General features: G+C 63.9%; 14 protein-coding genes. 10 read left to right on the forward strand and 4 right to left on the reverse strand.

Annotated features, from left to right (window positions below; all coding sequences use genetic code 11):
- The first annotated feature begins 12 nt into the window (after positions 1-12).
- From sctR to sctU, 4 genes are read left to right on the forward strand one after another with little or no spacing between them, the layout of a single operon-like run.
- Positions 13-657: a type III secretion system export apparatus subunit SctR gene (gene sctR / locus CO669_RS07580; RefSeq protein ID WP_097659160.1), complete on the forward strand. Its 645-nt coding sequence runs from the start codon at positions 13-15 to the stop codon at positions 655-657.
- Between the two features lie 51 nt (positions 658-708).
- Positions 709-975, forward strand: a complete 267-nt coding sequence (sctS, locus tag CO669_RS07585) for a type III secretion system export apparatus subunit SctS (RefSeq protein ID WP_097659161.1) — start codon at positions 709-711, stop codon at positions 973-975.
- Between the two features lie 8 nt (positions 976-983).
- Entirely contained in the window at positions 984-1,835 is an 852-nt protein-coding gene (gene sctT / locus CO669_RS07590; RefSeq protein ID WP_097659162.1) for a type III secretion system export apparatus subunit SctT, read from the forward strand.
- Entirely contained in the window at positions 1,832-2,950 is a 1,119-nt protein-coding gene (gene sctU / locus CO669_RS07595; RefSeq protein WP_097659163.1) for a type III secretion system export apparatus subunit SctU, read from the forward strand. Before sctT ends, sctU begins: the two co-directional genes overlap by 4 nt.
- A 50-nt stretch (positions 2,951-3,000) precedes the next feature.
- Here the strand turns inward: sctU and CO669_RS07600 are convergent, their stop codons facing one another.
- From CO669_RS07600 to CO669_RS07610, 3 genes are all read right to left on the reverse strand, one after another.
- A complete protein-coding gene (locus tag CO669_RS07600; RefSeq protein WP_097659164.1) occupies positions 3,001-4,098 on the reverse strand; it encodes a hypothetical protein in 1,098 nt (365 codons plus the stop codon).
- 181 nt (positions 4,099-4,279) lie between these two features.
- A complete protein-coding gene (locus tag CO669_RS07605; protein WP_143278637.1) occupies positions 4,280-5,338 on the reverse strand; it encodes a hypothetical protein in 1,059 nt (352 codons plus the stop codon).
- Between the two features lie 137 nt (positions 5,339-5,475).
- Positions 5,476-7,500 (reverse strand): hypothetical protein, encoded by a 2,025-nt coding sequence (locus tag CO669_RS07610; RefSeq protein ID WP_097659166.1) that lies wholly within the window; start codon positions 7,498-7,500, stop codon positions 5,476-5,478.
- A gap of 396 nt (positions 7,501-7,896) precedes the next feature.
- On the opposite strand from CO669_RS07610, the gene CO669_RS07615 reads away from it, so the two are divergent.
- The 4 genes from CO669_RS07615 to CO669_RS07630 all read left to right on the forward strand — a co-directional run bounded on the left by CO669_RS07615 (position 7,897) and on the right by CO669_RS07630 (position 9,792).
- A complete protein-coding gene (locus CO669_RS07615; RefSeq protein WP_158228752.1) occupies positions 7,897-8,697 on the forward strand; it encodes a Crp/Fnr family transcriptional regulator in 801 nt (266 codons plus the stop codon).
- Positions 8,690-8,935, forward strand: a complete 246-nt coding sequence (locus CO669_RS07620) for a hypothetical protein (protein ID WP_097659168.1) — start codon at positions 8,690-8,692, stop codon at positions 8,933-8,935. The genes CO669_RS07615 and CO669_RS07620 overlap by 8 nt, the downstream gene beginning before the upstream one ends.
- Positions 8,936-9,008: 73 nt before the next feature.
- Entirely contained in the window at positions 9,009-9,347 is a 339-nt protein-coding gene (locus CO669_RS07625; protein WP_097659169.1) for an EscF/YscF/HrpA family type III secretion system needle major subunit, read from the forward strand.
- Positions 9,348-9,453: 106 nt separating this feature from the next.
- Positions 9,454-9,792, forward strand: a complete 339-nt coding sequence (locus CO669_RS07630) for a hypothetical protein (RefSeq protein WP_097659170.1) — start codon at positions 9,454-9,456, stop codon at positions 9,790-9,792.
- Between the two features lie 21 nt (positions 9,793-9,813).
- Here the strand turns inward: CO669_RS07630 and CO669_RS07635 are convergent, their stop codons facing one another.
- A complete protein-coding gene (locus CO669_RS07635; protein WP_097659171.1) occupies positions 9,814-10,479 on the reverse strand; it encodes a hypothetical protein in 666 nt (221 codons plus the stop codon).
- A 191-nt stretch (positions 10,480-10,670) separates the two neighbouring features.
- Here CO669_RS07635 and CO669_RS07640 point away from each other — a divergent pair, with 191 nt between their 5' ends.
- A complete protein-coding gene (locus CO669_RS07640) occupies positions 10,671-11,129 on the forward strand; it encodes a hypothetical protein (RefSeq protein WP_143278638.1) in 459 nt (152 codons plus the stop codon).
- 16 nt (positions 11,130-11,145) lie between these two features.
- Positions 11,146-12,795: a hypothetical protein gene (locus tag CO669_RS07645; protein ID WP_097659173.1), complete on the forward strand. Its 1,650-nt coding sequence runs from the start codon at positions 11,146-11,148 to the stop codon at positions 12,793-12,795.
- Positions 12,796-12,842: the final 47 nt, after the last annotated feature.

A 12,842-nucleotide genomic window follows, 5' to 3' on the forward strand; every position in this document is an offset into this window, starting at 1 on the left:
CATCACGCGACCATGACCGATCCTTTCAATCTCATCCTGATCCTCGGGATCGCGGCGCTCCTGCCGTTCATCGCCGTCGTGACCACGAGCTTCATCAAGCTTTCGGTGGTGCTGTCGTTGGTCCGCAACGCGCTCGGCGTCCAGCAGGTGCCGCCGAACATCGCGCTCAACGCGCTCGCGATGATCCTGTCGGCCTACATCATGGCGCCCGTCGTCATGGAGACGTACGACCTCGTCAGCGCGGCAAAGCCGAATTACGGCACCGCCGACGGCCTGAAGACCGCCTTCGAAGCCGGACGCGGCCCTCTGGAGCGCTTCCTCGGCAAGCACGCTTCCAGCCGCGAGAAGGCCTTCTTCCTGGAATCGGCGCGGGAGCTCTGGCCCAAGAACATCTCGGACGGATTGACGGCGGACAACATCGTGATCGTCCTGCCGGCCTTCACCGTGAGCCAGCTCCGCGAAGCCTTCGAGGTCGGCTTCCTGCTCTACCTTCCGTTCCTCGCCATCGACCTGATCGTCACCAACATCCTGCTCGCACTCGGCATGATGATGGTCAGCCCGCTGACGATCTCGCTGCCGTTCAAGCTGTTCCTGTTCATCACGGTGGACGGATGGTCCCGCCTGATCCTCGGATTGGTCAAGACCTACGCCCACTGATCGTCTTGCCGCGCTCCCGCGCAATGCTGCCCGTTCCCAGGAAGGATCGCCATGTCCCCCAATGAAGCCGTGCACCAGCTCAACGAGGCGATGGTGCTGGTCCTGATGCTGTCATTGCCGCCGATCCTCGTCGCCTCCGCCGTCGGCATCCTCGTCGGCCTGCTGCAGGCGCTGACCCAGGTGCAGGAACAGACGATCTCGTTCGCCGTCAAGCTGATTGCGGTCGCCGTCACCATCGCCGCCATGGCCGGCTTTCTCGGCAGCGAGATCTTCACCTACACCATGAACCTGTTCAACAACTTCCCGGCGATGACCTGAGGCGTCCGATGCAGGCCGTGGTCGAATTCCTTCGGGTCTACAGCGACTATTTCCTGGCCTTGCTGCTGTCCCTGCCGCGGCTCTATGCGTTTCTCAGCGCCTCGCAGCTGTTGAACTCGGCTGCCGTTCCCATGATGCCCCGCACCGCCACGATCCTGTCGCTGGCCCTGATCGCTGTTCCCATCAATCTCGACTACGCCGTGAGCTTCGACCGCTCCGCCGCAGCGCTCGCGCTGTTCTTTGCCAAGGAATATGCGGTCGGTTTCCTGGCCGGCTATGTCGTCGGATGGATGTTCTGGGCCATCCAGGCTGCCGGCGGACTGATCGACAGCCAGCGCGGAGCCGCCGTGGCGTCCGCAATCGACCCGCTGCAGGGCGAGGAAACCTCGCTGCTGGGAACGCTGCTGTCTCAGGCCTTCCTGACCTACGTTCTGTCGACCGGCGCGTTCCTGCTGGTGCTTGGCGTCGTCTACAAATCCTACGCGATATGGCCCGCGGCCAAGGCCATCCCGATCGCATCGGAGCTGTTTCCGGGAATGGCGCTCGGCCTTGCCGACACCGCCATGCGGATGGCCTTCGTGACCGCCGCGCCCGTGCTCGCCGTGATGTTCCTCGCCGAATTCGCCCTTGCCATCGTCAGCCGCTTCTCGCCTCAGGTGCAGGTCTTCGTGCTGGCAATGCCGATCAAGAGCGTGCTCGCGATCCTGGTGCTCGTCTTCTACGCGCCGATCCTGATGCCCTTCGTCGAGCGCCAGTTCGCCTCCTTCGACCGCAACGTGGGGCAGATGTACGAACTGCTGAGGCTCGGCGACCAGACCGGCCGACGCGCAGCCGAGCCAGCCCCGGGAGGTCGGAAATGAGCCAGTCATCTGGTGAAAAGACCGAGCCGCCTTCCCCGAAAAAGATTCGCGATGCGCGCGCCAAGGGCCAGGTGGCCAAGAGCCAGGAGGTCGTGACCACCGCCTCGCTCGCCGCCGTGGTCGCCACGATCTGGTTCAACTGGCCGAACATGATGGCGCGAATCGTCGGCCTGCTCGACCAGATCGCCTACCTGCAGGCCGGACGCTTCAGCGACACCGCGGCCGCCGCCATCGCGATCGCCTCGCACACGACGGTGGTGATCCTGCTGCCGATTCTCGGCGCCGCACTGATTGCCGGCATCTTCGCCAATTATCTGCAGATCGGCTCGATCTTCGCGCTCGAAAGCCTGATTCCGAAGCTGGAGAAGGTCAGTCCGGCCTCGGGCCTGAAGCGCATCTTCTCGATGAAGCAGCTGGTCGAGGTGCTGAAGTCGCTGGTGAAGATCAGCTTTCTCTCCACGCTGCTCTACTTCGTCATCAAAGGCGCGATCGGACCCTACATCGCCTCGCTGTCCTGCGGGTTGAGCTGCCAGACCTCGATCACGGTCGCGATGCTGCGCGACCTCTTGCTGTACTCCGCCCTAGCGTTCGTCGTCGTGGCCGGCTTCGACTTCATGTACCAAAGATACAGCTACACCAAGGGCCTCATGATGTCGAAGGAGGAGCGCAAGCGGGAATACAAGGAAAGCGAGGGCGACCCTCACATCAAGAGCCACCGTCGCAGGCTGGCGCAGGAGCTGGTGATGGGCGACGCCGGCCAGAAGGCCCGACGCGCCACCGCAATCGTCGTCAATCCCACGCACGTGGCGATCGCCCTGCAATACGACGGCGACAAACTGAAATTACCGGTCGTGACGGCAAAAGGACTCGGCAGCCAGGCTCACGTCATCCGTACCGAGGCGGAATCCGCAGGCGTGCCGGTCTTCCGCAACGTCACGCTGGCCCGCTCGCTGTACGCCAGGACCGAGCTGGAGGATATCGTGCCGGACGAGCTGTTCGATGCCGTCGCCGAGGTGCTGGTCTGGGTCCAGGCGAACCGGCATCTGCTCTACAACGGCCCGCTCGATCGCGGCGTCATCGACATGGACGCCGGCGATCACCGCACCAAGACATAGGCCAAGAATTTAGCCGATCGGCGCAGCGGGCGATCGTGGAGCGCCGAGCGTCACTTGGAATCGCGCTCCAGTCTTTCGCCGAGCGCCTTGAATGGAGCCTGCAGGCTGGGGTCCAGCGTGGCGGCATATTTGACGCAGCCCACGCGAACCGCCCTCGCGAGCTCGGCGCGATGGGAGCCTTGATTTTGATCGATCGCGGAGGCGACACGCCGGAGGACGATCAGGGCTTCTTTGGGGTCCAGGTGCGCGATGATTCCCGGAACGAGGTCCAGATGACGCTGCAGCTGGTTCACGGCCGATTGCATGTCGCGCGGCGTTCCCCCGCGCACGATGAATTTGAGCATCGACGCGCGTTGACCGGCCTCGAGGTCTCTCATGTCCTTGGGGGTCTTACCGGCCTTGAGGTTTTGATTGGCGTTGAGGTTCGCACTGGTCAGGTTTGCGATCTCTTCTTTCACCTGCTTTTCCAGACCTGCATAAGGCGCGGCAGTCGAAACGGCTTTTCCGAGGATCGCCTGATCGCTGCTCGGGTCGGCAAGCAGCCGATTGAGCGTTATGACCAGTCCTCCCGCATACGTCTTTCTCTCGGCTCCGTCGCTCATCGTGCCGATCACCTGCACCAGCGGCAAGGCCGCCGTTTTGGCCTGCTCGGGGCTGAGCGCTTCGATTGCTTCGAGCAGATAGCCAGTCTTGTTGCGCCCGTCGATGCTCAACATCTCCCTGGCGATGATCTGACGGGTCGCGACCTTGTCGGTCTCGGTCTTTCGATGGTCGACGAAATAGAGCAGGCTGGTGAGCTTCGCGGCGCGGTCCTGCGCAGTCGCAGGCGCTTTGAACGAATCATCGAAGTCCTTGAGCGCGTCCAGCAGCGTGGACGGCCGGCTCGTAGCCGGCGCCCCTGCTCCGCTGGCGGCCCCCTCCGGACCGACGAAGGCCGAGGCAGGCACCAGCGGTCCGTTCGCGTGAGCGGCAGGCGCCCCCTTCGCACCGACGTGCAGGTCCGCGACGACAGTCGCTGGAACCGCAGGCTGATGTGCCGAGATGCCCGACGAGATACGGCCTTGTGGCGCGGCTGGCGCGACACGATCCGGAAGGCCGCCTACCGAGTTGCCGGCATCGACATGCGAAGGTTGGGTGATCTCGACCATTGAAGTTGCTCCATTCCCGTCAGGCGCTTTGGCGAAGCGCAGCGTCCTCGAGGGACCGGCATCGCAACGCCGGGCCCGCGCAGCGTCACGACCGATAGCGCGTCCAGCCGCCAAGTCCTGTGCCGAGAGTCACAGCGGACGTCGTGGCTCATCGGCCGAACTTCGTCTGCGCAGGCTTGCGTCAGATGTCATCCCAGGGCTTCCCTGCAACGGGTGCGGGGGACGTCCGCGGCGCGGGTGCATGACGCGGCCGAGGTGGCCCGACGTTGATGACGCTCGTCTTGTCGTCGGATGCCCTGATCTGTCCCGGTGCCAAATGCGTGCCGACGACACCGACGTCGAGATAAGGCCTGTCGCGATTCCTGCTGCCACCGAGAACCACGAACGTCCCTTCGTCCCCGGGCGCGCGGACCGGTTGCTCGCCCTTCTTCAGGACGCGGATCTCGATGCCTTGTTCGTGAGCGGCCCGCAGGAATTCGACTTCGGATTTCAGCCTATTCCGCAAGTCTGGGACGTTCTTGTAGTCGTTCGCGACCTTCTTCAGCAGCATATTCAAGTCTTGTTCGCTGGCGCCGCCTTCCCGTGCCACGATCCGGGTCAACAGCGGCTGGTCCGACGACAGAGAATCGGTCCACAGCACCTTCACCTCTGCCTTGACCAGGACAGGTACCAGCTTCGTCATGCCGTGAAACATGTCGTCGACCCACTCATAGTCCAGCCGCCGGTCCGCAAGTCTGTCGGCAATCTGGATCCCGCCATAGCCCAATATCTGCTCACGGACGAACTCAGGCGCGTCGTGCGCTTCGATCACACCGGTTTTTCCCAGAAGCGGCAACTCCTCCATGGTCACGTGACCGGCCCGCTGATCCGCGTGAGGCACGCGCGCCGTCCAGGCTGCGGGAATCTCCGCCGCGCCCGGCGGAGGATCATGGATCGTTGCCGGCGTGTCGCCTTCTCCGAGACGCCAGGCCGGAATGGTCGCGCCCGGATGAGCCGGCGCGCCATCCTGCACGGGCGCGGCATAGGTCCCGTGCTGGTCCAGAAGGACGCCGTGCGTTACATCCTGGCTCAGATTTCCAGGCGCGACGCTCTCCTTGCGGACGGTGTCATCCGCGCGGCAGATCTCTGCCGGCGATTGTGGAATGGGCGCGATGGACTGGCCTGCGCTTGCCGGCACGGTCATGAGACGGTCTCCAGGTTTTCGCCGCAACCATGCGGGCGCCGCGAGCGAGGTCGCCATGGCGGCGCCTCCAGTGAAACCTGGCTAACGCATCGCGGCGCCGCGTGGAGTGCGGCAGATGACACGTCAGGTACCGGCTCCCGCCCCCCCTCGATCCGCCACGCCCCGCCAGTGCGGTCCATGCCAGCGCCGCAGGCCTATTTCTGGTTCAACCAGTTCAGCTGCCGGGCATAGATGACGGTCGCATAACCGTTCTTCTGCTGAATCACGGAACCGAGCTCGCCCACCAGCGCAAGACGGCTGGCGCCGTCGGGCGCTCCGCCCTCACGCATCCGCTCGCCGCTACGGGTCTGTACGTAACGGCTCCCGGCGACGCTGGCGCCGGAGACGTCCAGCGCATAGGGTCGATAATCCCGCAGCAAGAAGCGGATGAAGTCCGGGTTGCGCGGCGCTTCGCTCAAATAGAGCGAGATTGGCGCAGCGTCGCCCACGCGCGCGAGACACTCGGTCGCCAGCCGCGGGTCCAGTGCGGCCTCCAGGATGAACGCCTGGTCCTCCTGCGCAAACTCCGTCAGCGAGTAGGCGTTCGAGATGCTGAGCAGATCGAGCCAGAAGATGGCGGTCGGCAGGTTCTCGGTCGTGAGCCGCGAGCCGACGCGGCAGGCGTTGGCGATTCCCTGCAGATTGGCCGTCACGAGCAACGGCATGTATTTCTCCACGGCCTTGTCGCGGTCGGTCTGCTCGTCGCCGTTGCCGCGCCGCGCGATCGCGAGCCTCTGCTGCAGCAGGAATTCGAAGTCCTTCGCCAGAGCATCGTCAGCTCCTTTCCGCCATCCCGCCAGCAACTGGTTGGCACGCTCGGCGAGGCGCAATGGATCGGCGCTGGCGCGCGCGGCCATGATACCGCTCGCCGCCGCCTTGACCGATCCCGTCGGCTTGGCATCCGCCGCAGCCAGCTGCGGCGAAGAGCCGGCGAACAGATCGTCGATCCGGTATTGCCCCTGCAGCAGCTTGTCGCGATCGAGCGCGCGATCGCCACCGGCCTGTGCTCCGAGCGTGACCGGCAGCGTCGCCGCTCCCACCAATGTCCCGTCCGGCTTCTGCAGCTGGACGAAGGACCGCAGCGCAATGTCCTTGCTCAACCGGCGCGAATAGGACGTCAGGAACCCGACCCAGGAATCGATTTTCTCGATCGGGAGGATGCCACTCGCCTCGATGATCTCGCCATCGAGCCGGACCAAGACGAACTGATCGATCTGCGCGGTACGCGCTATCTTCTGAACGTCGTCGAGCAGCGTCCGGCCGGTCCGGATCCTGGATTCGACGGCGCTCAAGCCCGCGATCGATGCCCTCAACTTCTCCACGAACTGCCGCGCGGTCTCCTCGTTGAGGACCACGCCGTCCAGCGTGAGCTCGCCGTTTGGGGACAGGGTGTAGCTCACCTGCATCTTCTCGGACTTGATCAGCCCCTCGATCTCGCCTCTCAGCGCTTCCAGCACGCCGAGGCGGAAATAGACCTGCGCGCCGGTCTTCTCCACCGCGGACACCAGGGCGCGCCGCTCGAAGCCGTCCTTGACGAAGCCGGTCGCGTACACCGTGCCGTCGACCTCTCGCTTCAATGACACCGCTCTGCCGAACGGGAATTGATCCAGCGCGGCGCGCGCCACCCGTTCGGTATCACCTTGTTCGACCCGGGGCGTCGGGTGCTCCCTGCCACCGGCGACGAAATAGGTGGCACCGATGCCGATGATTCCCAGCAGGGCCGCGACCGGCACCGCCAATCGCAGGGTTCGGCCGTTCAGCTTCAACGCAGATGGAAGGGCCATCGCAAACGCGGGCAGCCTCCCCTTCCGGACCTCGCTTCTCGGCTCGTTCTGCTCGATCAGCGTGGTCCAATTGGCATTTGGCGGCGCCAGAACGAGGCGCATCATGCCGACGGTGATGATGTCCAGCGGTTCGACATCGTGCCACTCCGAGCCCGCGGCGATATCGATTGTTCCGCCGACCGTCACCGCGCCCGAGCCGCCAGCGATCTCGATCTTGCCTGGCGTGATGCGTAACTTCGCCTGACCGCTCTGCAGGCTGACATCGATCAGCTGGATGTCATCCTCGTTTCCGGAGCCGATCGAGTATTCCCCCGGAACGAGCGACACCTCGGCGCCGACCTGGACCCCGTTGAGGATCTTCAGGATGACACGGTCGAACAGTTTCGATTCATCCATCGTCAGCAATCCGCTTGTAAGCCGCCACGAGAGGATCGTCCGTTCTGCTACGACGATCCCGCGATATCCTCCGATTGAAGGATTGATCGGCGCGCGTTTGCCGATATTTCTCTTAGTATGAAACGCGCTCCATGTTTGCTTGGACAATTGCGACCGCCACTTCGACAGGAGCGCACTCGCCATCAACTTCGTGAGGCCGGCCTCTGCTGCAAGTCGGATTTGACCATCGATCGCTTCGCTACGTGACACCGTTCACCGACGACGGATCGCGTTCGTGCAACGGTTCGACCGATCACATGATTGCGATGCTGCAGGACATCCGGTCTTTCAGCATCGAAACGATTTCGAATATCCATGGCGCAGGGAACTGGCGTGTCCTTACATGATCGAGCCGTCTTGAATTCGGAATCGACGGCCGCGCACGGCGCGGTCTCGACATTCGATGCCGATGCCGCCGCGCTGACGCGTCCGACCGTCGCGACAGGCGCCGTGGGGTTTCGCGCGCTCAAGTCCACCTCCGATTTCGCGACCGTCGGCAATGATGCCTGGGACGCGCTGATCTCGGCTTCGACGCGCCGCCTCTACGGCAACAACGAGGTCATCTATCTTCAGGAAGAGCCCGCCCAACACCTTCATTTCGTGATGTCCGGGCACGTTCGCCTCTCCTACGTGCTCGATGACGGCTCCGCGATTCTGTATGCGATCCTGCCGGTCGGCGCGAGTTTCGGCGAGCTGGGCGTGTTCGACGGCGGTGTGCATTGCGACATGGCGACCGGAATCGGTGCGACCATCGTGGGCAGCCTCTCCGCCGCGAAGTTCAACGAGCTTTGCGGGCGCTTTCCCCAACTGCAGGACTGCATCGCGCATCTGATCGCGCGCCGCTATCGGTCCTATGTCGATCTCACCCGGCTCATGAGCCTGAAGACGCTGCACGGGCGCGTGGCCCAGGCGTTGCTCCGGCTGGCCGACGGCCTCGGCTCCAAGGAGGATTACGACGGGCACGCGGTGCCGCGCATCGGACCGATGGTCACCCAAGCCGACATCGGACTGATGGCGCGCGGCGCGCGCGGAAGCGTCAACCGGACCTTGAAGGCCTGGGAACGTGCGGGATGGGTCGTCTCCAGAGATCGCGCGATTTTGATCGTCGATCGCAGAGCGCTCGAGACCGTCGCCATGGAGCAGGACTGCGATGGCTGAGATCGACCCCCACGATATCTCCGGTCTGGCGATGACCGAACTCGAGGAGCGGCTGTACGGCAACGACCGCCTCGCCGTCATCACGGCGACGCTGGCGCGGCTCGACCATATCGCCGCCCGGATCGCGGCCTTTCAGCATTCAGGCCCTTCTCCCGTCGATTACACGCGCGCAACGACGATCGGCAATGCCGTTGCCGCGGCGCGCGAGGTGATCACGGGAGCCCACCCCGCTCGATGAGCCCTCGCTCGCGAGCAATGTTACAGGCAATCTCGCCGGGAGCGCCCCGGCGAGCAACACAGGAGAACTGACTATGGCCGGCTCAACCAATGCTGGATCGTCGGACTTTGCGCCGACGCTCGATCCAGGCTCGGATCACAACGGGACCATCACCCAGGGCGGGTTCAAGTATAGCTACCTCAATCGCGACGGTTTCGATCTGGTCTGGAACCAGCAGCATCTGCAGACGCAGATGAGCAAGATCGAGGACGACATCCGCAACATCCAGCAGAACGCCAACCTCTCCGACTCCGAGAGGTTGTTCTCGATGCAGATGGCCATGAACACGTGGTCGACCATCGCGAATTTGCGCACCAATACGCTCAAGGCGGTGTCCGACGTGCTGAAGACCTGCGCCCGCAACATCGAGTAATCGGCGGAGGCGCCGATCCGGACGTTGGAGCGAGTGCATTCGTTGCTGGCGGAATGCACTCGCAACGCCGTTTCCGGATCGCGCCCCTTCGCGACAGGGATCGATTATGTTCTCGCAACGTCTCTTCGCAGCGCCCCTTCTCGCCGCCGGATTTGTCCTCGCGGCGACGCCGGCCAAGGCGCAGCTCGTCCTGATTTGCTATTCGCTGCACAACGATCTCGCGAATTTTGACCGCCGCGCGCATCAGGTCGCGCACTTCTACGAGGGCGGCCCGCGCTCCCATCTCGGCGGCGCCGACGGCATCCGGCTGCGCATCATCGACCAGATGCGGCAGCTCGGATGCCCGTTGCCGTTCGAGCCGGTGACCTATAACGATTTCCGGGTCCGCCCAACGGGGCCGCGCACTCTGGCGGAACCTCGCCCCGGCCCGTTGATCGTCAAATAAGCGCGGTCGAGGGGCGTGGCCTCAGGCGAAGTGCAGAATGAGCAGCACGCGCTGGGCGGCGCGTAGCATCTCGGCAAAGTCCGGACGGCCGCGCGCGATCCGGGCGCCGACGGCCAACAGCGACTGCGCGGCCTTGCGGTTGCCGCGCTCGAGCTCGCAGAAGCCAGCGATGCAATAGGCGCGCGGGTGCTTCTGCGGCAGCTTCAGGCACTCATTGGCAAGCAGCAGCGCTTCGTCGAACTGACCGAGGCGAGCGGCACACAAGGCCAGCGCCGAAAAGGCCTCAGCGTCGTCGGCCTGGAGATGGTGAAGCGTCGCGAGCAGGACCGCGGCACGGCCGATCTGGTCCGCCGCAAACGCCTCGGCCGCGCAAGCGCGCAGCAGCAACGATGGCTCGCCGCATCCCCTGTCCTCCCGACGCGCGACGATCATGTGGTGCAAGGCTTCGACGGCATCGTCGGTCCACTCATCGCGAACCAGGGCCAGCACCGCCGCAGCAACCGGATCACCGCTCCAACGGCGGGCCTCGAACGCGCCGCGCGCCCCGCGCAGGACGATATCCGGCCGTGTCAGGTCGATCGTTCCGGTAACCGCGGGCGTCGCAAGGCCTGCAACGGCTGCGCGCGGCGCGAGAAGATCCAGCACGATGTCGATATCCCGGTTTTCCAACGACAGCTCCACGACCATCCGGCGCGCCCTGAATCAACGAGGCCGGTCGACACGAAAGGCAGTTCCTGCGGTGCTTCCCATCCATACCGCTTCGGCGAGAAGCGGCAGTCGCCCCGTGGGGATTACCGGATCATTCAATCCGGGTTGTCACCTATATGACACTCCAGCGCAGAGCGGCGTGGTACCCGTTAACTCCGGGCTCACGACGCTTGAGCGTCACCCACCACGCGACCTCGCGTCAGGGGGACGCAGGCGCTGCAGGCGGCGCGCGCAAATCGACGGATGCTGCTTTGGATATTGAAGGGTTCGTGAATGGCCAGCCGTCCTCCCGCGAGACGCGGGAATGGACTCGCGTGCTCGGAGAGCTTCGCGCGCTGCTCGACCAGATCTGCACCGCACCGCTGATCGCATCCGACGGCGAGGCCAGGCGCATCATCCTGGCCATGCCCCTTTGCGCCGACATGACCGAGGTCGACGCCTTGATGGACCGGCTTCTGATCAGGGTCGGCGAATTGCTGTCGGCGACGGGCGACCCGTCACAACTCACCCGCCTCGTCCGCAAGTCGCGCGAGCACGGTCGCGCGGCCCTGCGCAGGAACAGCCAGCAGCACGGCATCGGCGCGCAGGACGCCGCGGGCGCCGTCCCCCGCACCCGCTTCAACCTTTGATCTCGAGGATACTGGCATGAGTGATTTCTGGAGCGGCGCGTTCGGCAATGCGCCGGTGATCCAACCCACACGCGGCAGCCAACTGCCGCCGCCGCAAAACACGCCCTATAACAATCTGCTCGGAGACACTCCCGGGCTCGATTCTTCGATCAACGATGCCGGTGCCCAAGCGGTGTTTCCGATTCTCAGCGCCGATCCGGACTCGCCGGACAGCCTGATCGCGAAGGCCGGCAAGCCCGCTCATTTCGACGATCCGCCCTCCGCGCTCACCGCGAACATCTTCGCGAGCTGGCATACCGCGTATCAGGCGGAATACATCAACCGCCACAAGAGCGAGGCTACGAACGGCATCCTGACCATCGGGTCGGGAAACGATGCGATCCACGTCATGCTCTCGGGCGACCAGACCAAGGTGTACATTCTGGAATCCCTGCAAAAGGCTGATTTCGCCACCATGGCCATCGCCGACCAGACGATCATCGCAACGGTCGCGAACGCCGATCTGGCCAAGACCGGCGCCGCCGCCAAGACGCTGGCGCGGCTCGGGATGACGGAGGACGTTGGTCAGGCGACCGACGCGATCAACAAATTGCTCGACACGATCAACAACGATCCGTCGGTGCCCGACTCGGACAAGCAGGTGTTCAGGGACGAGATCACCAACGTTCAGAACCGCGTCGGCGGGACCAAGGTCTATTCCGTTACCGACATCAACAGCGAGATCAGTGCCATCTCGGCTCGCTTCCATCGCGTTGCCGTATTCGCAAAGGCCAAAGCCGCCGGCCCGCTCAAGCCCGACCCCAATGATCCCAATCAATTCAGGGATGTCACAGGCCTCAATCTCGACGATAACGGCAACAACGTCGATATCGTGAACGGCCTCAAAGCCTTCATGAACGCGGAAAAGCAGATCCTGGCGGCCGACAATGCGGCGATGCAGATCGCCAATACCGGCACGCTGGCCGGGCTCACGAAACATCTCGATGCGCCGAGCCTGCTCGCTGCGTTTCAGCTCAGCGCCAATCTCAAGGACCAGGCCATCAACGCCGCCGACACCGAGGAGATCAACCAGATCAACCTGCTCCTGAAGACCTACAACGTCATCCAGGAGCTCATCAACCAGACCATCGCGACATTCGATGCATCGAAGAACGACGAGAAACGCGGGCTGCTCGGCTACGACGCAAGCGGCGACATCGGCAATAATTCTGGGAGAGTACCGGGCGATGCGGACGACCAGGGTCACGAGATCATTGCGCATACCGGGATCGACACGCTGAAGAATCCAGTCGTGGTCGACGCCGACGAAAAGAACAAGTTCACGCCGCCGGCCCTGAGTGACGCGCAGCTCAAGGCCATCAGCATGTTCGAAAAAGAGCTCAACGGCATCGCCAGCCCGATCGAGGATTTGCTCGGCGTCAAGCGGCCCAGCTTCGATTTCTACGACAACAAAGGAACGACGCTGAACTATTTCCAGAAGTCGACCTGGGACCAATGGTCGGCGACGCTGAGCAACACGGTGCAGCAGATCAGCCAGGAGAACCAGCTCAAGTTCAACGACATCAACACGCTGGAAAAGGAGCGCACCACGCATTTCCAGGCGGCCACGAACGCCTTGTCGAAAGCGGGTGACATCATCGCGAGCATCGGCAGGAACATCAGCTAGCGGATTGCAGGGGAGCGCGAGGCGCACGCCCTTCCGTCAGCGCCCCC

It is taken from the genome of Bradyrhizobium sp. Y36, assembly GCF_002531575.1.
Taxonomy (GTDB): domain Bacteria; phylum Pseudomonadota; class Alphaproteobacteria; order Rhizobiales; family Xanthobacteraceae; genus Bradyrhizobium.

What these genes read in the sequence shown, in the direction of transcription:
- sctT (WP_097659162.1), top strand. Translation starts at nt 984, where the DNA reads ATGCAGGCCGTGGTCGAATTCCTTCGGGTCTACAGCGACTATTTCCTG.
- CO669_RS07645 (WP_097659173.1), top strand. Translation starts at nt 11,146, where the DNA reads ATGAGTGATTTCTGGAGCGGCGCGTTCGGCAATGCGCCGGTGATCCAA.
- CO669_RS07610 (WP_097659166.1), bottom strand. Translation starts at nt 7,500, where the DNA reads ATGGATGAATCGAAACTGTTCGACCGTGTCATCCTGAAGATCCTCAAC.
- CO669_RS07605 (WP_143278637.1), bottom strand. Translation starts at nt 5,338, where the DNA reads ATGGCGACCTCGCTCGCGGCGCCCGCATGGTTGCGGCGAAAACCTGGA.
- sctU (WP_097659163.1), top strand. Translation starts at nt 1,832, where the DNA reads ATGAGCCAGTCATCTGGTGAAAAGACCGAGCCGCCTTCCCCGAAAAAG.
- sctR (WP_097659160.1), top strand. Translation starts at nt 13, where the DNA reads ATGACCGATCCTTTCAATCTCATCCTGATCCTCGGGATCGCGGCGCTC.
- CO669_RS07630 (WP_097659170.1), top strand. Translation starts at nt 9,454, where the DNA reads ATGTTCTCGCAACGTCTCTTCGCAGCGCCCCTTCTCGCCGCCGGATTT.
- CO669_RS07620 (WP_097659168.1), top strand. Translation starts at nt 8,690, where the DNA reads ATGGCTGAGATCGACCCCCACGATATCTCCGGTCTGGCGATGACCGAA.
- CO669_RS07625 (WP_097659169.1), top strand. Translation starts at nt 9,009, where the DNA reads ATGGCCGGCTCAACCAATGCTGGATCGTCGGACTTTGCGCCGACGCTC.
- CO669_RS07635 (WP_097659171.1), bottom strand. Translation starts at nt 10,479, where the DNA reads ATGGTCGTGGAGCTGTCGTTGGAAAACCGGGATATCGACATCGTGCTG.
- sctS (WP_097659161.1), top strand. Translation starts at nt 709, where the DNA reads ATGTCCCCCAATGAAGCCGTGCACCAGCTCAACGAGGCGATGGTGCTG.
- CO669_RS07600 (WP_097659164.1), bottom strand. Translation starts at nt 4,098, where the DNA reads ATGGTCGAGATCACCCAACCTTCGCATGTCGATGCCGGCAACTCGGTA.